At 58.0% G+C, this 20838-nt stretch carries 20 protein-coding genes and 1 tRNA gene; 7 read left to right on the top strand and 14 right to left on the bottom strand.

Features of this window, described 5'->3' with window-relative positions:
- Positions 1–17: 17 nt before the first annotated feature.
- The 3 genes from GS605_RS02765 to GS605_RS02755 all read right to left on the bottom strand — a co-directional run bounded on the left by GS605_RS02765 (position 18) and on the right by GS605_RS02755 (position 1240).
- Entirely contained in the window at positions 18–515 is a 498-nt protein-coding gene (locus GS605_RS02765) for a MarR family winged helix-turn-helix transcriptional regulator (protein ID WP_371807722.1), read from the bottom strand.
- 78 nt (positions 516–593) lie between these two features.
- Positions 594–818, bottom strand: coding sequence for a succinate dehydrogenase assembly factor 2 (locus GS605_RS02760; RefSeq protein ID WP_171363041.1), 225 nt, complete (start codon positions 816–818; stop codon positions 594–596).
- Between the two features lie 29 nt (positions 819–847).
- Positions 848–1240, bottom strand: a complete 393-nt coding sequence (locus tag GS605_RS02755) for a helix-turn-helix domain-containing protein (RefSeq protein ID WP_170343832.1) — start codon at positions 1238–1240, stop codon at positions 848–850.
- A gap of 92 nt (positions 1241–1332) precedes the next feature.
- Here GS605_RS02755 and GS605_RS02750 point away from each other — a divergent pair, with 92 nt between their 5' ends.
- Positions 1333–2535 carry a pyridoxal phosphate-dependent aminotransferase gene (locus tag GS605_RS02750; RefSeq protein ID WP_171722990.1) on the top strand — a complete coding sequence of 401 codons (1203 nt, stop codon included), beginning with the start codon at positions 1333–1335 and terminating at the stop codon, positions 2533–2535.
- Positions 2536–2537: 2 nt separating this feature from the next.
- A complete protein-coding gene (locus tag GS605_RS02745; protein ID WP_171722989.1) occupies positions 2538–2939 on the top strand; it encodes a hypothetical protein in 402 nt (133 codons plus the stop codon).
- Here GS605_RS02745 and GS605_RS02740 read toward each other — a convergent pair.
- From GS605_RS02740 to GS605_RS02720, 5 genes are all read right to left on the bottom strand, one after another.
- Positions 2936–4306, bottom strand: coding sequence for an MATE family efflux transporter (locus GS605_RS02740; protein ID WP_171722988.1), 1371 nt, complete (start codon positions 4304–4306; stop codon positions 2936–2938). The two genes, GS605_RS02745 and GS605_RS02740, sit on opposite strands and share 4 nt — an antisense overlap.
- A 107-nt stretch (positions 4307–4413) precedes the next feature.
- Entirely contained in the window at positions 4414–5337 is a 924-nt protein-coding gene (ppk2, locus tag GS605_RS02735) for a polyphosphate kinase 2 (RefSeq protein ID WP_171722987.1), read from the bottom strand.
- 261 nt (positions 5338–5598) lie between these two features.
- Positions 5599–6207 (bottom strand): carboxymuconolactone decarboxylase family protein, encoded by a 609-nt coding sequence (locus GS605_RS02730; protein ID WP_171722986.1) that lies wholly within the window; start codon positions 6205–6207, stop codon positions 5599–5601.
- Positions 6208–6429: 222 nt separating this feature from the next.
- Entirely contained in the window at positions 6430–7401 is a 972-nt protein-coding gene (locus GS605_RS02725; protein ID WP_171631246.1) for a LysR family transcriptional regulator, read from the bottom strand.
- A gap of 90 nt (positions 7402–7491) precedes the next feature.
- Entirely contained in the window at positions 7492–9927 is a 2436-nt protein-coding gene (locus tag GS605_RS02720; RefSeq protein ID WP_171722985.1) for an FAD-dependent oxidoreductase, read from the bottom strand.
- Between the two features lie 181 nt (positions 9928–10108).
- Here GS605_RS02720 and GS605_RS02715 point away from each other — a divergent pair, with 181 nt between their 5' ends.
- Positions 10109–11629 carry a trimethylamine methyltransferase family protein gene (locus GS605_RS02715; RefSeq protein WP_171722984.1) on the top strand — a complete coding sequence of 507 codons (1521 nt, stop codon included), beginning with the start codon at positions 10109–10111 and terminating at the stop codon, positions 11627–11629.
- Between the two features lie 73 nt (positions 11630–11702).
- Entirely contained in the window at positions 11703–12671 is a 969-nt protein-coding gene (locus GS605_RS02710) for an agmatinase (RefSeq protein WP_171722983.1), read from the top strand.
- Here the strand turns inward: GS605_RS02710 and GS605_RS02705 are convergent.
- From GS605_RS02705 to GS605_RS02690, 4 genes are all read right to left on the bottom strand, one after another.
- Positions 12668–13648: an arginase family protein gene (locus GS605_RS02705; RefSeq protein WP_171631238.1), complete on the bottom strand. Its 981-nt coding sequence runs from the start codon at positions 13646–13648 to the stop codon at positions 12668–12670. The two genes, GS605_RS02710 and GS605_RS02705, sit on opposite strands and share 4 nt — an antisense overlap.
- 54 nt (positions 13649–13702) lie before the next feature.
- Entirely contained in the window at positions 13703–15292 is a 1590-nt protein-coding gene (locus GS605_RS02700) for a proline/glycine betaine ABC transporter permease (protein WP_171722982.1), read from the bottom strand.
- Positions 15285–16322 carry a glycine betaine/L-proline ABC transporter ATP-binding protein gene (locus GS605_RS02695; protein WP_171722981.1) on the bottom strand — a complete coding sequence of 346 codons (1038 nt, stop codon included), beginning with the start codon at positions 16320–16322 and terminating at the stop codon, positions 15285–15287. The genes GS605_RS02700 and GS605_RS02695 overlap by 8 nt, the downstream gene beginning before the upstream one ends.
- A gap of 78 nt (positions 16323–16400) precedes the next feature.
- Entirely contained in the window at positions 16401–17351 is a 951-nt protein-coding gene (locus tag GS605_RS02690) for a glycine betaine ABC transporter substrate-binding protein (protein ID WP_253283232.1), read from the bottom strand.
- 600 nt (positions 17352–17951) lie between these two features.
- Here GS605_RS02690 and GS605_RS02685 point away from each other — a divergent pair.
- From GS605_RS02685 to GS605_RS02675, 3 genes are all read left to right on the top strand, one after another.
- Positions 17952–18620: a cupin domain-containing protein gene (locus tag GS605_RS02685; protein ID WP_171722980.1), complete on the top strand. Its 669-nt coding sequence runs from the start codon at positions 17952–17954 to the stop codon at positions 18618–18620.
- A 91-nt stretch (positions 18621–18711) separates the two neighbouring features.
- Complete coding sequence (locus tag GS605_RS02680; protein ID WP_171722979.1) at positions 18712–19788, top strand: NAD(P)/FAD-dependent oxidoreductase; 1077 nt, start codon at positions 18712–18714, stop codon at positions 19786–19788.
- The gene (locus GS605_RS02675; RefSeq protein ID WP_171631227.1) at positions 19779–20345 is read left to right on the top strand and encodes a TetR/AcrR family transcriptional regulator; all 567 of its coding nucleotides are present in this window, start codon (positions 19779–19781) and stop codon (positions 20343–20345) included. Before GS605_RS02680 ends, GS605_RS02675 begins: the two co-directional genes overlap by 10 nt.
- 87 nt (positions 20346–20432) lie before the next feature.
- On the opposite strand, the gene GS605_RS21170 is transcribed toward GS605_RS02675, so the two are convergent.
- Complete coding sequence (locus tag GS605_RS21170; RefSeq protein WP_256368966.1) at positions 20433–20558, bottom strand: hypothetical protein; 126 nt, start codon at positions 20556–20558, stop codon at positions 20433–20435.
- A 162-nt stretch (positions 20559–20720) separates the two neighbouring features.
- Positions 20721–20810: transfer RNA gene (locus GS605_RS02670), tRNA-Ser, on the bottom strand.
- Between the last annotated feature and the right edge of the window lie 28 nt (positions 20811–20838).

Here is a 20838-nt window from a genome sequence, read left to right as displayed (position 1 = left end):
CCGACGCACAACCCTGGTCAGTAGATGTATCGGATCTGGTCCGTCCAATATCGCTCCACGCGGCGCAGCGACGTGGTGATGTCTTCGATACCTTCCAACTCCAACACGCCCCTGCTTTGCAATCCTTCGGCGTGACGCGCAAACAGGTCGGACACGATATTGCGGATTTCCCTGCCTCTTGGTGTCAGACGCACGCGAACAGAGCGGCGGTCTATCTCGCATCTCTGGTGGTGCATATACCCCATCTCAACCAGTTTCTTGAGGTTGTAGCTGACATTGCTGCCCTGATAGTAGCCGCGGCTTTTCAGCTCACCCGCCGTCACTTCGTGATCGCCGATATTGAACAGCAGCAGCGCCTGAACCGCGTTGATTTCCAGCACGCCAACGCGCTCGAATTCATCCTTGATGACGTCCAGCAGCAACCGGTGCAGCCGTTCCACCAGGGCCAGCGCCTCAAGATAGCTGGTCATGAACCCCTTGGCTTCCAGCCCGGAGACCTGCATTTCCATACTCATCCGACCCTCCGATTCAGTCGTGCTGTTTGAGACACGATGACCTGAAAGTCCGAAAAATCGGTTAAGCCGGTTTTTTTCTTATTTCTGAAAGGTCTGCGCGATGTTTGAAACTAAACTGGCAAACTGCGCCGGTGGCTGCACCTGACCTGTGACCCATTGATAGAGGTCCTGATCGTTTTCGTGCAGCAGCGCGTCAAAGACATCCAGCCCGGCCGCATCCATATCGGCCAGGTTGCGATCGGCATAAGCGGACAGGATAATGTCCATCTCTTTGATCCCGCGCCGCATGGATCGCATTTTCATTCGCTTGATGCGTACGTCCCGGGGTTCACTCAATTCTTCTGCTCCAGCATCAGACGCATTTTCTTTTCCAGACGCGCCGCACGTTCGGCACAAACCCGCATCTCGCCCCGAATGGCGCGCAGTTCAGCCACGGCGGTTGACAGTTCCATACCGCCTTCGCCCTCTTCCACCGGGGCATCCATGCCGTCCCCCTCGCCGGTCAGCAGCCACATGATCGAGACATTGACCAGCCCCGCCATCATCGACAATCGGTTCGCGCGCGGCTCGGACAGATCGTTTTCCCAATCGACGATCGTCGTCTTCTTGACACCAAGGCGGCGCGCCAACTCGGCTTGGGTCATTCCGGCCGCTTCGCGAGCGCCTGCCAAACGGTCCCCGAATGTCGCAGAGTCCGGTCCATACCAGTCTTTTTCATCATTCATTCGGGTCTCCAATTCACAGTGTCCATACGGCTTGATCGTCATTCCGACGCACCCTATGACAGTCGGGTTGAACATACAAACCGAGGCCATCCATGAGTTTCCTGTCTGCGACACTGTCACGCGTCAAACCATCGCCCACGATCGCCATGACAGCCAAGGCCGCCGAGTTGAAAGTTGCCGGGCGCGACGTGATCGGCCTGAGCGCGGGTGAGCCGGATTTCGACACCCCCCAAAACATCAAGGACGCCGCTGTTGCAGCGATTGCAGCCGGAAAAACCAAGTACACCGCACCGGACGGCATTCCGGAACTGAAGCAGGCGGTTTGCGCCAAGATGAAGCGCGATCATGGGCTTGACTACACGCCCGTGCAGATCTCGGTTGGAACGGGCGGCAAGCAAACGCTGTACAACGCCTTGATGGCAACAATGAATGATGGTGATGAGGTGATCATCCCCGCGCCATATTGGGTAAGCTACCCCGACATGGTTTTGCTGGCAGGTGGAAAGCCTGTTGTTGTTGAAACGACGCTGGCCAACAGCTTCAAGCTGACGGCAGAACAACTGGAAGCCGCCATCACCCCAAGGACAAAGTGGTTCATCTTCAACTCGCCCTCGAACCCGACAGGCGCAGGGTACAGCCGGGATGAGCTCAAGGCCCTCACCGATGTTCTGATGCGCCATCCGCATGTCTGGATCATGTCGGACGACATGTATGAACACCTGGCCTATGATGGATTTGAATTCTGCACGCCTGCCGAGGTGGAGCCCGGCCTGTATGACAGGACGCTTACCTGCAACGGTGTTTCGAAAGCCTACGCCATGACCGGCTGGCGCATCGGTTATGCTGCCGGTCCGGTCGAACTTATCTCGGCGATGCGCAAGATCCAGTCGCAATCCACCTCGAACCCCTGCTCGATCAGCCAGTGGGCGGCGGTGGAAGCGCTGAACGGAACACAGGATTTTCTGGCCCCGAACAATGAAACGTTCAAACGCCGCCGTGATCTGGTGGTGCGCATGTTGGACGAGATTGACGGCATAACCTGCCCGACACCCGAGGGCGCGTTTTATGTCTACCCCTCGATCGCCGGGCTGATTGGCAAAACGACACCCGCGGGAACCGTCATCGAAAACGATGAAGCCTTCGCCAGGGCCCTGCTGGAAGAGGCGGATGTCGCCGTCGTGTTTGGCGCGGCCTTCGGCCTGTCACCCAACTTCCGGGTCAGCTATGCGACGTCCGACGCAGCCCTGACCGAAGCCTGCGCTCGTATACAGCGCTTTTGTGCATCTCTGAGGTAAACATGTCTGCCGACCTGCCCGAATATTATTTTCGCATCCGTGAAAACGGGGCCGTGGTGTTTCGGATCGATACGGAAAACCGCCAGCGCCGGATCGAGATGGACCAGATCGCCGTCATCAACATCCGCAACGGTGAGGTCAAGCCGCACGGCCAACGGGTTTTGTCCGAACGGGATCAGGCAGAGATCGCCCAATGGATGAACGAGCGCCGGGCCATACTGACCCAGCGCGACATTGACGACATTCACCGCGCTGTCGACTATCTGAATCTGACAACGCAATGGGCGCAGTCCAAGGCAAGCGACGAACAGCTTGAGGATGTAACCGACAGATTGCTGATGGCGATGCACGATCTGCGCACGGTTCTGGTTCGGAAAAAGGCCGACCGGTTGAGCAAAGACTAGGCAGGTTCCGCCGGCGCCAGCATCTGCCGCACCGAATGCATCCAGAACCGGGCCATCAGCAGCACCGCCGCGAATGCCAGGCCAAGCACCAGCCCCAGCCAGACACCGATGCCGTCCATCTGACGGACGAAGCCGAAATAGTAGGACGCCGGAATTCCCACCACCCAATAGCTGAGCGCCGCCATAACCATCGGTATCTTGGCATCCTGCAAACCACGCAGCAGTCCCAGCGCAATCACCTGCGCCCCGTCGACCAGTTGGAACAGGGCAGCCATGGCCAGCAATCCTGTCCCGATAGCCAGAATTTGTCCGCGCTGCGGATCATCGGCCTCCATGAACAGGGAAATCAGCGGCTCGGCATATGTCAGGAACAGGATGACGGTCACGACGGACATGACCAGCGACATGCCTGTCACGGCAATCGCACCTTTCTCCAGATGCGCCTTGTCACGGCGGCCCAACGCGTTGCCGGCCCGGATGGTGGCCGCATTTGACAGCCCCAGATGCACCATGAATGTGGCCGACGCCAAATTCAGGGCGATCCCGTGCGCGGCCAGCGGGACCTGACCCAGCCAGCCCATCATCACGGCGGATGTTGCAAACAGCGACACCTCGGCCAGGGTTGTCAGGCCAATGGGCACGCCCAGTTTCCACACGCTGATGAACATTTCCCAATCCGGACGCCAGAAGCGCTGGAACAGGCTGTGTTCCGGCAAGGTCCGGACGACATAGACGACAACCGCGACCAGTGAAACGACCTGTGTCGCGATCGAAGCGATCGCAGCGCCCATCACACCCAGTTCCGGCGCGCCCCAGTTGCCAAAGATCAGCGCATAGTTGGTAAACCCGTTCACAACCGCCGCCGTAACCGTGATCCACAGCACGATCTGGGTTCGCTCCAGGGCCGCAAGGTAGGATTTCAACACCATAACGATGAGAGCCGGAAACAATCCCCAACCGGCAATGCGCAAATATTCCGACGCGGTTTCAGCGATATGCGGCTCTTGTTTCATGGCGATCAGGATCGGATAGGACCACCACAACAACGGCATGACCACCGCAGCGTATAGCAGTGACAACCACAGCCCCATGCGGGTCGAGCGGCGAATGCTGGTTTCGTCCCCTTCTGCCGCTGCGGTGGCAACCATCGGCATGACAGCCCAGCCAAACCCCGCACCAAACAAAAACAGAACGAAATAATAGCTGCTGGCCAGGGTAACCGCTGCCAGCGCCTCGACCCCGTACCAGCCCAGCATGACGGTGTCGGTCAGGCCGATGGCAAACTGCGCCAGATGGCCGCCGATCAACGGCAGGCCAAGCACGGCAATTGCCCGAAAGTGGGCCGGATATGTCATCACTTTTGTCATCGCACCAGCCATATGCGCGGGCTTGGCGCGAGACAAGAGATGATCGCTAAAATGTCAACATGATACCTCGGTGCCCGCTTGCACGGTCCAGGCGGGCACCGGCGTGATTAACGAGCGTCCGGATGCAGTGTCGTACCCAGAATATGCTCGGAGCGGTGAATCACGTGATGCGCCTGCCCCACGATCAACGGATCGGGTTCACCCACAATGTCGTGATCCTTGCCCGGATAGTCCAGCGTCGACAGGAAATGGCGCATACAATTCAGCCGCGCGCGTTTTTTGTCATTCGACTTGATGATCGTCCACGGCGCGTCCGCGGTATCGGTGTAAAAGAACATGGCCTCTTTAGCTTCGGTGTAATCGTCCCACTTGCTGAGGCTGGCCTTGTCAATCGGTGACAATTTCCACTGTTTCAGAGGATCCGTCTCGCGACTTTTGAAACGACGCTGCTGTTCTTCCTGCGTGACCGAGAACCAGTATTTGTAAAGCTGGATGCCCGAACGTACCAGCATCCGCTCCAACTCTGGCGTCTGCCGCATGAACTCCAGATATTCATTGGGAGAGCAGAAGCCCATCACCCGCTCGACACCCGCGCGGTTGTACCAGGACCGGTCGTAGAACACCATTTCGCCAACTGTTGGCAGTTCCTGAATATAGCGCTGGTAATACCATTGCCCCTTTTCCTCCCAAGTGGGTTTATTCAAGGCCACGACCCTGGCCTGACGCGGATTGAGGTGCTCCATGAAGCGCTTTATCGTACCGCCCTTGCCGGCAGCATCGCGCCCTTCGAACAGCAGAACGAAACGCTGCCCGGTTTCCTGCGCCCACAACTGAACCTTCAGCAACTCTGCCTGAAGCTTGGCCTTCTGTTCTTCGTACACCGACCGCGCCATCTTGCGGCCATAGGGGTACTTGCCGCTTTCAAACGCCTGCCGGATCTTTTCAGGGCTGGGCTCTGCGACGTCTGCAACCGGCGTCGGCCCGGTCTTGACCTGAGTTGAATTTGTTTCGACCCGAGCAATGGCTTCCATGAAATCTTTCCTTTTCTGTTGTCCCGGAAAGGAGCTAGCAGAAAGGCCATGGATGCGCTTTGATTGGGGTCAAATTGATGCCTCAAAAACCCACAAATTCCGCACTGGATACAAGGGTCCGATACAAACGTCGTTTTTCAAGCTATGCCCGAGCGGCCCTTGCCTGAATCCTCAATTGGATCGTCTAATCGACCTCGGCCAACATGGCCAAAGCTGGCGCCCGTTTGGCGCACCGGATCGCTGATCCCCTTGTTTCAGGCTTCATCTATGCCCCCAATCGTCAGGGTTGTCAGAGTTGTTGGGCGACAGACCTAACTCGTCGCCTTCTGTCGAGCATCCCAGCCCCAGAACCGTGCGGTTCGCATAAGAGAAGTAGGAACAGACCTGATTGATCTCGAGGATTTCTCCATCATCCCACCCTGCCGTACGCAGCGCGATCACATCCGCTTCGACCAGATCGCCCGGATCCTCGGTCAGTTTGCGCGCATAGGTCATGGCCGCCACCTGCGCTGCATCCAATGGCGCGGCGGCCGGATCGCGAGCTTCGATCGCCGCCCGGATCGCGCTTCCCCGTTCTTCGTTGGCCAGCAACCGCTGCAACCCTGCGAAATGGTGTTCGACGCAATATCCGCATCGGTTCAGAGAGCTGACCCACACGCCCAGCACCTCAAGAAACCATTTCGGTGTCTTGTTGCCCGAGTGATGCAGCACCGCCTTGTAGATCGCCATGTGCCCTTCCATCGAATGCGGGCGCAACGAATGCGCCATCATGATATTGTCCACATTGTTGCCCGGGCCCGTGACGCGGTCATAGAGTTTCTTCAGCCTGCCTGTGGCCTGCTCGAATGGGATGGTTCTGATCCAGCTCATTTGGCTTCCTGTTGACGTGATTGCCTGTGGTTCAGAGACTAGAAGCGCTTTGAGCCCGAGGCGAGACGAATTCGACACCCCGTCAGAAAGAACCCGAACCAGCGCAGAACGCAATTTGAACATCGGCCCGGTTTTCCGAAACACCTGCACCGCCTGTCCAGTCAAAGCCGTCCGAGCATTCGTCCTCAACAACCAGCTGTTCGGCAACCCGGTCAGATTGGGCTAGACGCCCTCTATCTCCATGGTGCGGAACTCATTCTTCAGCCAATTGTGCCGGGCACACATCGGTCTTGTGAAATGCTGACGTATCAATTTGCTCATGGCCTTCTGGATCAGCTCCGACGTCGTTGCCGGGTATACTTCGGTTGTAAACAGCGACACTGTGCGAACGAAGTTGCTGCCGGGAAAGGGCATGGCCTTTACGCTGTTGTGAAACCTCTGCGTTCGGTGAAAGCACGCCGCGGTCGTGATTGCCCAGCCACTGCCCTGCGCGACCAGGCCGATGATGGATTGGTTGCACTCCAGTTCAAACCGGTTGGGCAGGCTGAACTTGCTTCGGGCCAGTTGAGTTTCAATCTGCTTGCCGATCACATAGTCACGCGAATACCTCAACAATGGCAAATCGGCATCCGGGTTGAACAGCTCGTCCGGGGATCCTTCGAACTTGTTGGGAACCACGACGATGAAGGGGTCTCTCATCAACGGGTATTCGATCAGCCCCTCGGTACGACCAAGCGGTCGTGTGGCGACGCCCACGTCAAGCTTGTGTTCCTGAAGTTTGGCAAGAATTTCGTGGCTTGGGCGCGTGAAATGGCGGAAATTGCACCGCGGCAGAGCCTGCGCCAGAAAACGAACAAGGTCGGGCGCGATCTGGTTGTCGAAGTCATCGATCAAAGCCAGCCGCAGATCCGTCGCATGCTGCCAGTTTCCCGTTCGTATCTCGGCCTCACCGCGCTTCAGCACAGTCAGACCCTCACGCACATAGCGGGCAAACACCTCGCCCGCCGGCGTCAGGCCCATCGGGCGACGCCCATGGTCGACCAATTCAATCCCCAACGCGCGTTCAAGGCTGCGCAGGTGGTTCGAAACCGTGCTGATTGACAAGTCTGTTTCTGATGCGACTTGCTGAATCGATCCGGATTTGGCGATCAACTGAAACACTTCCAGCCATCGAAGACTCAGAGATTTGGACACGGCAACCGACCATTGTTTCGATTTGTTCGAAACTAGCGAAGCAAAGTTTTGCCCACGCGGCAATGAAGAAGTTGATCAAAACGGTCGATTCTAGGCTTTCATTCGCATAAAATCCGGGTCGTACGGGCTTGGGCTGATAACCGTCGCACCAATCCGTTTCCCGCAGCTGTCCAGCTCCATTTCGCGGCCAAGCTGCGCCAGGGATGGATGAATGAAAGCGTGCGCCAGATTCAGCTCCGTGCGATACCCCCATTCGCCCGACGTGATGGTGCCAACGACAGTATCATCCTGCATCAGTGATGCGCCGGGATGCGCCGGGCCAAGGGTTGAATCGATGCGCAAGGGGACCAGCTTGCGTCGTTGTCCTTCGGACTTCCGTCTCAACAGGGCATCACGCCCCACGAAGACGCCCTTGTCCAGTCGGACAAACCGATCCAGCCCGGTTTCAAAAGGATCAAATTCGGTGATCAGATCGGCTTTCCAGTGCAAAAAGCTCTTCTCCATGCGCATGGATTCAACGGCCCTGGCACCGAACAGTTTCAACCCGTACGTTTCGCCGACTTCGCGCAAGGCAAGATAGGCCGCATAGAGCGAGGCATTTGGAACATGGATTTCATAGGCCAGCTCGCCCGAGTAACTCAGGTTCATGACCGTCGCCGGAGCAATACCGACAAAGCACTCGCGCACGCTGAGCCACGGGAACGCATCTGCCGACCAATCTCCTCTGGCGCAGGCTGACAAGACAGAACGCGACTTCGGGCCAGCCAGAACCAGAATGGTTTGATCATTTGTCAGGCTGCGCAACTGAACGTCCTCATCGCTGCGCAGATGCAGGCGCAACCAATCCATGTCGTGAAACTCGCTTGCCGCGGCGGAACCATACCAAACGCGGGCCGCCCCCCTGTGGCTGGCGGGCAGATTGGCAACCGTCGCCTCTGCCTTGATCATACCTTGGTCGTTCAACAGGTATCCCAACCCGACACGCCCCTCACGCCGAGGAACAAGCCCGCAAAACAACCGATCCAGGAATGCGTGCCTGTCCGGTCCCGTGATCTCGATACGGTTGAACCCGTTTACCTCTGCAAGCCCGACGCCGGTTCGAATGCTTTCGACTTCGGCGGCCACCAAATCGAAGGTTTCGTCAAAATCGAAACTGAGCGTTGGCGAGAAATCGGGATCGGGTTTGAAATAGTCCACCCTTTCCCATCCGTTGACCACAGTGAACTCGGCCCCTTCGGATGCCAGAACAGGCGTCAAAGGGGTCGTTTTGGCGGGTCGGCCCGCGGGGCGATGTTCATGCGGAAAGTGGAACCTGAATTCGTTCTGATAATCTTCAATCGCCTTGAGCGCGGTGAGTTCCACATTGGCATGACCCGAAAACCTCCGCGGGTCGAGGCACCACGTGTCATAACATGCCTCGCCATGCACGATTTGCTGTGCCAGCAACCACCCGTGACCGCCACCTTCACCCAGCCCGGCCCGCAGTCCAATGATGCAGTACGCGTTGCGCTTGCCCGGAATCGGACCGACCAATGGGGCACCATCAATGGTATAGGTGATCGGTCCGTTGACCACGGTGTGAATACCAACTTCCATCAAGGCGGGCATGCGCGCAAAGGCCCCTTCCAGCACATCGGTCACGCGGTCCAGATCATCCGGGCACAATGCGTTCACGAAGTTCGGATCAATCCCGTCCATACCCCAGGTTTTGCACCCCTGCTCGTAGAACCCTAGCAACAGGCCGTTCTTTTCCTGCCGGCAATAGTAATCGCTGATCGGGCAGCGCAGCAGCGGCATCCGGTGTCCGGCATCCCGGATGGCCTCGATTTCTTCGGTCAGGAAATACTGATGTTCCATGGACGACACGGGATGATGAACACCCATCATGGCGCCGACCTCGTTGACCCTGTAGCCGCAGGCGTTGACGACGACATCACAGTCGATATCCCCGTGCTCGGTATGCACGGTCCAGGTGTCATCGCTGTGCTGTGTCAGCGCGGTCACCGGCGTATTTCGATACACCTCGGCGCCCGCCTTGCGTGCCCGGCGCGCAAGGGACTGGCACAATTGCGCCGGATCGATGTCGCCGTCCAGCGGATCCCAAAGCCCACCGATGAGATTGTCGGTCGAAATCAACGGGTGTCTCCGGGCACATTCATCCGCGTCTATCACCTCGAAATGTACGTCCATCCCCCGCGCCATGGACGCAAAGTGACGATAGCCCTGCATCTGCCCTTCGGTGTTGGCCAGACGGATCCCACCGTCTGCGTGATGATAGTTGATCGGGTAATCCGGATCGTCAGCCAGCTCCTTGTACAGACGGATCGAATGCGATTTCAGGCCGACGATCGTCTGGTTCATGCCGAAATTGGTGACCTGCGCCGCCGAATGCCAAGTCGTGCCCGAGGTCAGTTCATTCCGTTCGACCAAAACCACGTCGGTCCACCCTTCCCGGGTCAGGTGGTAGAGCGTCGAACATCCGGCGATCCCGCCCCCTATCACAACGGCTCTGGTACGCGACTTCATGGCATTGCTCCTTCAACTTCGGCACCAGTCTTGCTGAATAACGGGATGCGCAGACAACAGGGCAGATACGGGTGCCGGAAAATCGAAACCGCGATTTCGGATTCTGAAAACGGCACTTCTTCTTTGATACCGGGACAACTTGGGTCCTACGGTGCAGGAAAACGCTAGGTGACGAAAACACATGCCATCCGACAGCATCAAACGAAGCGGACGCAAAGCACGGCATGCACAGCGTGCGGCCAAGCCCGTCATTGATCCTTGCCCCCCCGGTCAGAAAGGCGGGGCATTCAAGCCCTTGAGCATATCGGAAATCGAGAAGATCTATGATACGGCGCTGCGTTTGCTGGAAAAGCTGGGGATGGGAGACGTGCCGGACAGGCTGGCGATCGACCTCAGGGCGGCGGGTGCCCAGGATCGGGAACAGAACCGGCTGGTTTTTCCCCGTTCAATGGTCAAACAGGCCATCGCCTCGGCCGAGAAGAGCTTTACCTTTCATGGCCGGGATGAAAAACGATCCATCGAGGTGGGTGGCGACCGCGTGTATTTTGGCACCGGCGGTGCTGCGGTTCAGACCCTTGATATCAACAGTGGGCTTTATCGCCCCTCCACCCTGGCCGATCTGCATGATTTCACCCGGCTACAGGACACGCTGGCCAATGTCAGTTGGTTCACCCGATGCTGCGTGGCAACCGATGTCCCGGATGTGTTCGATCTGGACGTCAACACCGTTTACGCTTTGGTACGCAACACAACCAAGCCAATGGCAACGTCTTTCACGTTGGCGGAACATGTCGGCCCGATCGTCGAGATGCTGGACATCGTCGCCGGAGGGGCCGGGGAATTCGCCAAACGCCCCTTCCTCAAAGCGCATATAAGTCCGATCATTTCACCAATGCGATACGGCGAGGATGCCGTGGATGTGGTTTATGAATGCATCGCCCATAACATGCCGATGTCCTGCATCACGGCCGCGCAGGCGGGCGCAACCGCCCCGGCAACTCTGGCCGGATTTCTGGCGCAGTCACTGGCCGAAACGCTGGCCAGTCTCGTGATGGTCAATGCGATCAAACCCGGCTTTCCGATGGTCTTTTCCAACTGGCCCTTCATCGTAGATCTCAGGACCGGCTCTTTCGCAGGGGGCAGCGGTGAGACCGCAATCCTGAATGCGGCGTCGGCGCAAATCACGAACTGGCTGGGTTTGCCGTCGGGTGTGGCCGCCTCGATGGCGGATGCCAAGGCCATCGACGCCCAGCATGGGGCAGAAAAAGGCATCACATCGCTGGCGGCAGCGCTGGCAGGAGGCAATCTGATCTATGAAAGCTCGGGCATGACGGCATCTCTGCTCGGGGTCAGCTTCGAGGCCTTCGTTCTCGACAACGAAATGCACTCGCACACGTATCGCGTCTTGCGCGGGATCGAGGTCACCGAAGCCAATCTTGGCTTTGACGCCATATGCCATTCGGTTTTGGGCGATGGGCATTTTCTGGGCAGCGAGCAAACCTATGAAGCCATGGAACGAGACTATTTCTATCCGAAACTCGCCGATCGTCAGGAGCCCCGCACCTGGCAAACCGATGGCGCGATGGATGCGTGGTCATCCGCACGGCGCGCCGCTCAAGAGGTGTTGCGCACGCATTACCCCGAATATCTCACCCCGGAACAAGACGCCGAAATCCGCCGGCGTTTTCATATCCTGTCTTGAAGAGCCGCGGGCATTTCCTGCCTGGTCCTGAACCGTTAGGGTCGCTGAGGAAACTTGCAGAGGATGGGGCATCATGGCCGATTCATTTTTTCAACCGGTATCCGCCATGGAACTGGCCCGATTTGCCGGCATACCCGCATTCATGCGCCTGCCCATGTTGGATCTGGCGCACGAACGTATCTCGGAAGTCGAACTGGGCATCGTCGGTATCCCTTGGGACGGCGGAACCACCAATCGCCCCGGCGCCCGGCATGGTCCGCGGCAATTAAGAGATTATTCCACGATGATCAGGGCGATGAACCCGGTTACGGGTGTGGCACCGTTTTCAATGGTGAACTGCGCAGATCTAGGAGACGTCGCCCCCAATCCCGTCGACATAGAAGACACGCTGGATCGGGTCACGCGTTTCTACACTGATCTTCGAACCCGCAACATCACACCATTGACCGCAGGAGGGGATCACCTGACCACCCTGCCCGTCCTGCGAGCCCTGGCCGCTTCAGGTCCTGTTGGCCTGATCCAATTCGACAGTCACACCGACTTGTTCGACACTTATTTCGGAGGTCACAAATTCACCCACGGCACCCCGTTCCGCCGCGCGGTCGAGGAAAGATTGGTGGACCCGAAGCGTTTTGTACAAGTCGGAATCCGTGGCACGGCCTACAACACTGAAGATATCGAATGGGGCGAGGCGCAGGGCATCCGCATCATTCGCGTCGAAGAGCTGTTCGACCGGGGCATAGACGACGTCATGAACGAGGTACGCGATATCGTCGGCATGCAGCCGACCTATTGCACCTATGACATCGACTTTGTCGATCCAACTTACGCCCCCGGCACGGGAACACCTGAAATCGGCGGGCCCAACAGCTTTCAGGCCCAGCAGGTCATTCGCAGGATGTCCGGCCTGAACCTTGTTGGCGCCGATCTTGTCGAAGTGTCGCCGCCATTCGACCCCCAAGGTGGAACGGCGTGGCTTGGCATCTCGCTGATGTTCGAGCTGCTTTGCGTTCTGGCACAGGCGATCGACGCGCGGCGCTAGGCCCGCGCGACGTTCTCGGCAATCATCGAAATCATCTCGAACATCACGGCCGCCGCCGTCAGCGCGGTGATGTTGTTGGGGTTGTCCTTGGTGGGCATCATGCAGACGACATCGCCGCCGATGATGTTCAAACCGCGCGCCGCACGCAGGATGCCGACCGCCTCATCGATGTCAAACCCCTTCTCACCCGGTTCCAGATTTGACACGGCCGGCGCGACGGTTGGGTCAAGACAATCCAGATCGAAGGTGATGTAAACCGGGCGGTCACCCAAAACCTCTTTGGTCTGCGCCACGACGTCCTGCAATCCGCGCTGTCGGAACTCTCGCATGGTGACGATATTGTACCCGTAATCGTAAGACGGTTGCAGCCAGTCCAGACTGCGTGGATGGCCGCGCAGACCGATCTGCATCGACCGGGTTGGATCCACCTGCCCCTGATCAGCCAGATAGGCCCCCCAGTGAGCCGCGGATTTCTTGGCCCCCAGAAAGTGATCAACCTTGGTGAAGACGTCCGTATGCGCGTCCAGATGCAGAAAGCTGACCGGCTGCCCGCCTGCAAGCTTGCCGCCACCCAGGGCCTGAACAATGCCACCGGTGATGGAATGGTCGCCTCCGACGGAAACGGGGCGCGCTCCGGCCGTGTCTATGGTCTTGTAGAATTCAGTGATGCGTTCGATGCAATCTTCGTTGTCGTTGGCCTTTGGAAAAGGCACATCACCAACATCCGCGATCCGCGCACTCTGCCAGGGATCAATTTCAAAGACCGAATGCACCCTGCGTTGTACTGCCGAGACATGCCGCAACGCGCGTGGTCCCAGGTGCTGGTCCCTTTCGGTCGTGCCGTTGCCCGTCGAATGCGGCACGCCCGCCAGTGCGATATCCTGCCCTTCGGGCCCGACATTGGGACACCGGAACAGTGTGGGCACGCCCCACCAATACAGGTTGTCCATCATCGATTGTTCATACGGATCTGTCATGGTTTCCTCGGATCAAAGAAAAGCGCCCCCGATAAGAACCGGGGGCGTTTGCGTTCAGAGTTTTTCGTCTTCTCGTCGGAACGCGCCCTGCACGATCCGGTCCATGACCATGGCAAGGAACAGGATCGCAAAGCCCCCCAGCAGGCCCGGCCCCTTGGCCGCGTATTGCAGCGCCTCGAGGATTTCCTTGCCCAAACCGCCCCCGCCAATCAGTGAGATGATCACGACCATGGACAGGCACATCAGGATCGTCTGGTTCACACCGGTCATGATCGATGGCAGCGCCAGCGGGATTTCAACATCCTTCAACAGTTGCCATTTCGACGCGCCAAAGGCGACGGCAGCTTCCTTGATGCTTTCAGGCACGCCCCGCATTCCCAGTGCCGTCAGGCGGATCACCGGCGGCATGCCAAAGATGATGGTGGCCAGAATCCCCGGCGGGTTGCCGGTGCCGAAGAAGGCGATGATCGGGATCAGGTAGACGAAGGCGGGAAGCGTCTGCATCAGGTCCAGGACCGGTTCCGCCGCGCGATACGCGCGCTGCGATTTGCCGAACCAGATACCCAGTGGAATGCCGAAGACGACGCACAGCAGCACCGCCGCACCGACCAGAGCCACCGTTTCCATCGCCACGTCCCAATACCCCAGCAATGCGATATAAGCCAGAGAAGACGCGGTGAAGATGGCAACCCTTGGTCCTGCCGCACGCCAGGCCGTCACACAGATGACCAGCATGACCACCGGCCAGGGCGACCCGATCAGTGCAATCGTCAACGCATCAAGCACCGATCGCACGCCCGCCACGATCCCATCAAAGATGTCGCCGCCTGCCGCCGCCGCGGCATCAATCCTGGCCTCCATCCAGTTTGCCAGGCTCGAAAACAGCGTGCCGTTGCCTTCGCCAAGAAATATCGCAGACACTTGCTGTTCCGGGAACGCGTCCAACAATGGAAGGGATGCGTTCACGGTGAACTTGTACACAATCAAAGGTCCGATTGCTGCGACAAGGATCGCACCCATGACAATATTACGGGTCGAACGCCCGCTTTCCGTGCTGTCCGGATCGATACGCCAGTTCGAGTACTGTTTTTCATAGACGCGGTCGGCATAGAACCCTTGAACCAATTTGAATACCAGCAACATCAACAACCCGGTAATCAGGATTCCTGCCGCCTCGGACTGAGCAGCGGCGGCCCTTTCCAGACTTGTGGCCGCTGCTTTTTGTATGTTCTCGGCCAGTTTGGTGAAACGATCGATATCGGCCTGTTCCGTGGCATCCGCTGCGCGCGCCAACAGTTCGGCCGCACGTTCCTGCTGACGCGCAGCGCGCTCGGCGAAATCCGCGCCGGGATTGCCCCACGCGCCCCTGCCGATCTGGACCCACGCGATGATCTCAAGGATCAGAAAGGTCCAGAACATGCCCCAAATGGCGCGTGACGCAGACCAGAATGGCCCCAGCACCGCGGCCCACGTGTTGAACGTGTTGGGAATCGCGCTGGTCGCATCATGAATCTTGTGGAACGCATTGACATAGTAGTCACCGTTCGGACCCGCGAACTCTTTGATGGAAAGGTCCAAGGCCTCGCGATCGACCTCGATATCAGAGGCGGCCGTTACTTTCATCTCTGTTCCAGCATCAGTCATTTTTGCCCCCCTGGATACCGCGCAACAGGCGCGGCTTGGTCACGACACCCACATCGATACCCGCATCCGTGATGACGACCGGCAGATCAGAATTCACGGCCAGGTCGATCAGCTGATCCAGATCCGCGCCCTCGTCGGCTCGGGGCGCACCGTTAAGTGGCCCTGAATAACTGTCCAAAGGCTCCATGATGGAATGCGCCTTGACCAGTTTGAGTTTTGAGATGCCCTGAACAAATTCGCGCACGTAATCGTCGGACGGGTTCATGACGATGTCTTCGGGGGTTCCGATCTGTACGATGACGCCATCCTTCATGATCGCAATCCGGTGGCCGATCCGAATGGCTTCGTCCAGATCGTGGGTGATGAACAGCGTGGTCTTTTTGAGCTGCGCCACAAGTGCTTTGAACTGGTCCTGCAACTGCAGGCGGATCAGCGGATCGAGCGCAGAAAATGGTTCATCCATCAACAGGATTTCCGGGTCCGAGGCCAGCGCCCGCGCGATCCCCACGCGTTGCTGCATCCCGCCCGAAAGCTCTTTGGGCAGGCGGTCCTCGTATCCTGTCAGATTCACCAGGCTCAGCGCGTGATCCGAGACGGCCCAGCGCTTTGACTTGGACACCTTTCGGATCTCCAATGGATAGGCCACATTATCGCGCACGGAACGATGCGGCATCAGCGCCATGTGCTGAAAGACCATCCCGATTTGCTGGGCGCGAATGCGGCGCAACTCGGATTCCGACAGTTTCGAAACATCGTGACCCAGAATCTCGATCCGACCCGCCGTGGGTTCGATCAATCGATTCACATGTCGCACCAACGTGGACTTGCCCGAGCCGGACAGCCCCATGATACAGAAAATCTCACCCCTCGGCACTTCGAACGTGGCGCCCTGAACGCCGACAACACAGTTGAACCGCTCCAGAACCTCCGGCTTGCCTATGCCTTCGTTTCTGACCGCTTCCATTGCCTCTTCGGCACGCGAGCCGAAGATCTTCCAAACGTTTTCTAATTTTACGACAGGTTCGTCCATTTATCTCCCACAGGGCGATGCCCTGCCCGACAGAAAAAGGCCGCCGCGGTTTTGCGCGACGGCCCAAAGAGTGGTGATTTAGTTGGTCAGCCAGCCGATGACGGTGTCTTCATTCGCAGCCACCCATTCCTTGGCGAAATCCGCAGCTTCGATGTTGTCGACGGCCAGCGCCTTACCCATCGCGCTCAGATCGTCGCCTGTCATCTGGTAGTTGCTGAACAGGGCGGCCACTTCGGGATAGCTCTCTTCCAGTTCCTTGGCGTAGTGCAAGTGAAGCGTTGCTCCGTTCCAGGCCGAGGACGCCTCGGACTTGGACAACCAATCCGGATCATCCGTGGGCTGAACGATTGTCCAGGTGGCCGGATCATGAGGCGGTTCTTCCAGAACCGTCAAATCCTGTGTCACGAAGATATAGTGGGGGCTGTAGCAAAACCCGATCCACGGGTCGCCCGCTTTGGTCGCATTTGCCAGATTGGCATAGGCGATGGTTTCCTCGTATTCCGTCAAATCGAAGATCTGGTCATAGCCATAGGACTTGGCCCGGATCTTCTCGACAACGGTCGACGCCCAACCCGGCGCACCGATCCATACCTCGGGTGTTCCGTTGCCATCGGTATCGAAAATCGCAACCTTGTCGGGGTCGCTCAGGTCATCGATCGATTTGATGTCGTACTGTTCCGCGATATAGGTCGGCACGCACATGCCCTGTTCCGCCTGAACCGGGTTTTGGTTCATGACGACGGTGCCGTTTTCCTTGACATAGGTATCGTGAAGGTTTTGCTGATTGGGCATCCACACTTCCGGATGGACATGCATCGAACCGCTGTCCATAGCCTCGAAGACAATCGGGTTGGTGCCGTTTTGCAATTCCACGTCCAGGCCGAGGTTCTCTTCGATCACGACCTCAAGAATATGTGCCGTGGCGTTCACCGAGGCCCAGTTGGGCACACCGATCACGATATCCGCGGCCATGACCGGCCCGGCAATCGCGAAAGACGCGCTTCCAAGTAGCGTTGCAGTTTTTTTCATCTGATATCTCCGTGTTGGGTCGTTTCCGCGCTTGTTTTTCTCACCCTCTCGGGTAGTGGTGCGCTAAGTTTTTTTTGTGTGGAAAGGCCGTGCCTTTCGGGTTTTTTTGGGCCAGCAAAATCACAGGCTTACATGGCTCCAAAAGTGAAGCATGCGGATGCGCTGCCCTTCAAGGAATACGTTTTTATACCTCTTGAATGCGGTATTTTCGCAAGTTTGTTTCGACTTCCTGCAATTCAACATTGCCCCTCCGAAACCTCAGAATCCGAAAATTCCCGCTGGTTTCTTGAGCACCGAAATGCCCCGTGCAGAAGGCACAACCAGTTTCGAAACGGGTGGTGAAGCTGTCCTTTCGCACGAAGCAATTGATATCATTCAGATACTTAATGCGCCTGATCTTGCGTATCGCACCCGCCCCCAAAAAAGGCGTGGCACTTCTTCCCGGCAATTGCGTCACCTAACCGTGGAACCAAGCCACACTGACAAGAAACCGTTCAACACTCTGTGTAAGGTGTCGCCTATACCAACATTTCAGTTGGCATTTGCCTACCTACTGGTAGATAGTCATCCTTGCTGCAACCAAGGAAGAGAACTGACCCCATGGAAATCAATTCGGACTTCTCTGACCGCGTTGTCGTTCACTCGGACCAGCTGGAATGGCAGGCCTCACCCATGAAGGGTGTGGATCGCAGGATGCTGGACAGGATCGGAGGCGAGGTCGCACGGGCCACCACTATCGTACGTTATGCGCCGGGCAGTCATTTCTCTGCCCATACCCATACGGGTGGCGAGGAGTTCATTGTCCTTGACGGTGTATTTCAGGATGAACATGGTGACTATCCGGCGGGGACCTATGTACGCAACCCGCCAACCTCGCAACACACACCGGGGTCGGAACCGGGATGCACGATCTTCGTCAAGCTTTGGCAGTTCGACCTGAACGACCGAACCCAGTTTCGCAAAAACATGGTGGATGAGCTGCGCGCACCCGCAAACGGTATCGCCACCGCAGTCCTGCATGAGGATGCGCGCGAGATCGTGACCTACGCCCATCTGGACGCGGGCGCGACGCTGCGCTCGGACGCCCCCGGCGGGATCGAGGTTCTGATCATCGACGGGTCGGTCACCGAAGGCGGGGACGAACTGGTCAAAAACGATTGGCTGCGCCTGCCTGAAGGCCACAGCCTGACGGCCGTTGCTGGGGCGGACGGAGCCAAGATCTGGATGAAGACAGGCCACCTGCCTTACGCCCAACCGCCGGCGGTGTAACCGATGTCTGAACAAAACCCTGGCGCAACAACCCCGGTCGAGTTGGGCCCAAAAGCTGGACCTGCGTCCTTCAACTGAGGGGGTTTGACCCATGCGCACTGATACGCTCATCATCGGTGGCGGACTTTCAGGGCTTGGCCTGGCGACACAGCTTGTGGATCAGGGTCAGGAGGTGCTGGTTGCTGAGGCGCGCAGCCGTCTGGGCGGGCGCATTCTGACCGAGGTTCAGGGGCGCGCCCATCTGGACATGGGTCCGGCTTGGTTCTGGCCCGGGCAGCCACGTATCGCAGCGCTGACAGACCGACTGGGCCTGCACCGGTTTGACCAATTCAGTTCCGGCGCGCTGAGCTTCGAAGATGAACAGGGCCGTGTTGTGCGGGGCCGCGGGTTTTCATCCATGGAAGGGTCTTATCGTCTGGTCGGGGGGCTCGCTGCTTTGACGGATGCGCTGTCGGCACGGTTGCCGGATGGAGCAATTCACCTGTCCACACAGATCACCGCCTTGGCCCGCACCAAAGGCGGAGTTCGGGTCACCTCGCAATCTGGACAGCATATTTGGGCAAGCCGTGTGGTACTTGCCATGCCCCCACGTATCGCGGCCGAGTTGACCTATGAGCCCGCCCTGCCCGATGGCACGTTGTCAGCCATGCGGCACATCGCGACCTGGATGGCCGGTCAGGCCAAAGCAGTTGCGGTCTATGACACTCCGTTCTGGCGCAAAGACGGATTGTCAGGGGATGCTATGAGCCGGCGCGGTCCCATGGTGGAAATCCACGACGCGTCGCCTGCCAGCGGTGGTCCCTTCGCGCTGTTCGGTTTCATCGGCATCCCTGCGCAAGCTCGCCGGGATGAAGGGGCGTTGCGGCAGCAGGTTCTGGCTCAGCTGGGGCGATTGTTCGGGCGCAAGGCGACCAGCCCCAATGCGCTTTTGTTAAAAGACTGGGCGTTTGATCGCTTCACAGCAACCAACCTGGATCTTCAGCCCGTACATGCCCATCCGCAATACGGCATGCCCAAGGCCATGACGCGGATCTGGGAAGACCGGATCATCTTCAGTGGCACCGAAACAGCCGCGCAATTTGGGGGATATCTGGAAGGTGCATTGGAAGCGGCAGAAAACACCGCGGCATTGTTGAGCGCAAATAGGATGAACGTGGCATGGAAATAGACACAAAAACCGCTTTGCTGAATTCTGCCGAATTTGCCGTACGCAGCAAAGGCTTCGACGGCTTCAGCTATGCCGACCTTGCCAATGATGTGGGCATCCGCAAGGCATCGATCCACTATCACTTCCCGACCAAAGCCGCGCTTTCTGCAGCTTTGATGACACGCTACCATACCGAGCTTACCGGACGCTGCGTCGAGATCGAGGAAACTTGCGAAACGGCGGGCGCGCGCATGCGTGCACTGATCGCGCTGTATCGCGCGGCTTTGAACGACGGAAAAACCCTATGCTTATGTGTGTCGCTGATCATCAGCCGGGAAAGCTTGTCAAATGAGGTCACCGACAAAATCCGCGAGTTCCGGCGCATGTTGACCCGGTGGATCGAGAATGTCTTTGCGCTTGGCAAAACAGATCATTCGATCACGGGCGTTGAGGATCCGAAAGCAGAAGCACGCGCGGCATTGGCCTTGCTGGAAGGCGCTCATCTGACGGCTCGGGTCGAGAAGAGCACCCAAACCTTTGACGACGCCGTGGAGGTTCTAACTGCGCGATGTTTGTGACACGGCCCAAGCTTGCGCATACAGAATGGCCGCGTCGATTGTTGAGGCGCCTGCCCGCCTCCCCTGCCCCAGCCCCATTTCGGGTGATCATTCGGGGCGGTCTTTGTAGATGTCGATATTGCCTGCGATACAGCGCAGCAAGCGAATTGGCCGAGGCTGGATGTACTGACCACCAGATTGCGTCCACCACAGGTCATAAAAAAATTTCTCCATGGCTCAAGAACACTCGAAAGGTGCCGGCCAAAAGCGACTCGCAAAGCATGCTCAGACCAAGCGGGGACTAGAACACGAACCAGACATGGGAATTTTCTGAAGAAACCGTAGGTTCGTAAAATACGGGACGTGGTCAGCGTGTGGTCGGATTTGCCATTTTTGTGGCGGGGAGACAGGGATTCGAACCCTGGGGACGCTCTCACGCCCAACGGTTTTCAAGACCGCCGCATTCGACCACTCTGCCACCTCCCCGTCGAAAGCAGGGTCTAAGGCGAAGTTC

Source organism: Ruegeria sp. HKCCD7559 (assembly GCF_013110575.1).
GTDB lineage: Bacteria > Pseudomonadota > Alphaproteobacteria > Rhodobacterales > Rhodobacteraceae > Ruegeria.
This window is presented reverse-complemented; position numbering and strand designations above follow the sequence as displayed.

Coding starts and splice junctions, on each gene's coding strand:
- GS605_RS02765 (WP_371807722.1), bottom strand. CDS start 515: ATGAGTATGGAAATGCAGGTCTCCGGGCTGGAAGCCAAGGGGTTCATG.
- GS605_RS02760 (WP_171363041.1), bottom strand. CDS start 818: ATGAAAATGCGATCCATGCGGCGCGGGATCAAAGAGATGGACATTATC.
- GS605_RS02755 (WP_170343832.1), bottom strand. CDS start 1,240: ATGAATGATGAAAAAGACTGGTATGGACCGGACTCTGCGACATTCGGG.
- GS605_RS02750 (WP_171722990.1), top strand. CDS start 1,333: ATGAGTTTCCTGTCTGCGACACTGTCACGCGTCAAACCATCGCCCACG.
- GS605_RS02745 (WP_171722989.1), top strand. CDS start 2,538: ATGTCTGCCGACCTGCCCGAATATTATTTTCGCATCCGTGAAAACGGG.
- GS605_RS02740 (WP_171722988.1), bottom strand. CDS start 4,306: ATGACAAAAGTGATGACATATCCGGCCCACTTTCGGGCAATTGCCGTG.
- ppk2 (WP_171722987.1), bottom strand. CDS start 5,337: ATGGAAGCCATTGCTCGGGTCGAAACAAATTCAACTCAGGTCAAGACC.
- GS605_RS02730 (WP_171722986.1), bottom strand. CDS start 6,207: ATGAGCTGGATCAGAACCATCCCATTCGAGCAGGCCACAGGCAGGCTG.
- GS605_RS02720 (WP_171722985.1), bottom strand. CDS start 9,927: ATGAAGTCGCGTACCAGAGCCGTTGTGATAGGGGGCGGGATCGCCGGA.
- GS605_RS02715 (WP_171722984.1), top strand. CDS start 10,109: ATGCCATCCGACAGCATCAAACGAAGCGGACGCAAAGCACGGCATGCA.
- GS605_RS02710 (WP_171722983.1), top strand. CDS start 11,703: ATGGCCGATTCATTTTTTCAACCGGTATCCGCCATGGAACTGGCCCGA.
- GS605_RS02705 (WP_171631238.1), bottom strand. CDS start 13,648: ATGACAGATCCGTATGAACAATCGATGATGGACAACCTGTATTGGTGG.
- GS605_RS02700 (WP_171722982.1), bottom strand. CDS start 15,292: ATGACTGATGCTGGAACAGAGATGAAAGTAACGGCCGCCTCTGATATC.
- GS605_RS02695 (WP_171722981.1), bottom strand. CDS start 16,322: ATGGACGAACCTGTCGTAAAATTAGAAAACGTTTGGAAGATCTTCGGC.
- GS605_RS02690 (WP_253283232.1), bottom strand. CDS start 17,351: ATGAAAAAAACTGCAACGCTACTTGGAAGCGCGTCTTTCGCGATTGCC.
- GS605_RS02685 (WP_171722980.1), top strand. CDS start 17,952: ATGGAAATCAATTCGGACTTCTCTGACCGCGTTGTCGTTCACTCGGAC.
- GS605_RS02680 (WP_171722979.1), top strand. CDS start 18,712: ATGCGCACTGATACGCTCATCATCGGTGGCGGACTTTCAGGGCTTGGC.
- GS605_RS02675 (WP_171631227.1), top strand. CDS start 19,779: ATGGAAATAGACACAAAAACCGCTTTGCTGAATTCTGCCGAATTTGCC.
- GS605_RS21170 (WP_256368966.1), bottom strand. CDS start 20,558: ATGGAGAAATTTTTTTATGACCTGTGGTGGACGCAATCTGGTGGTCAG.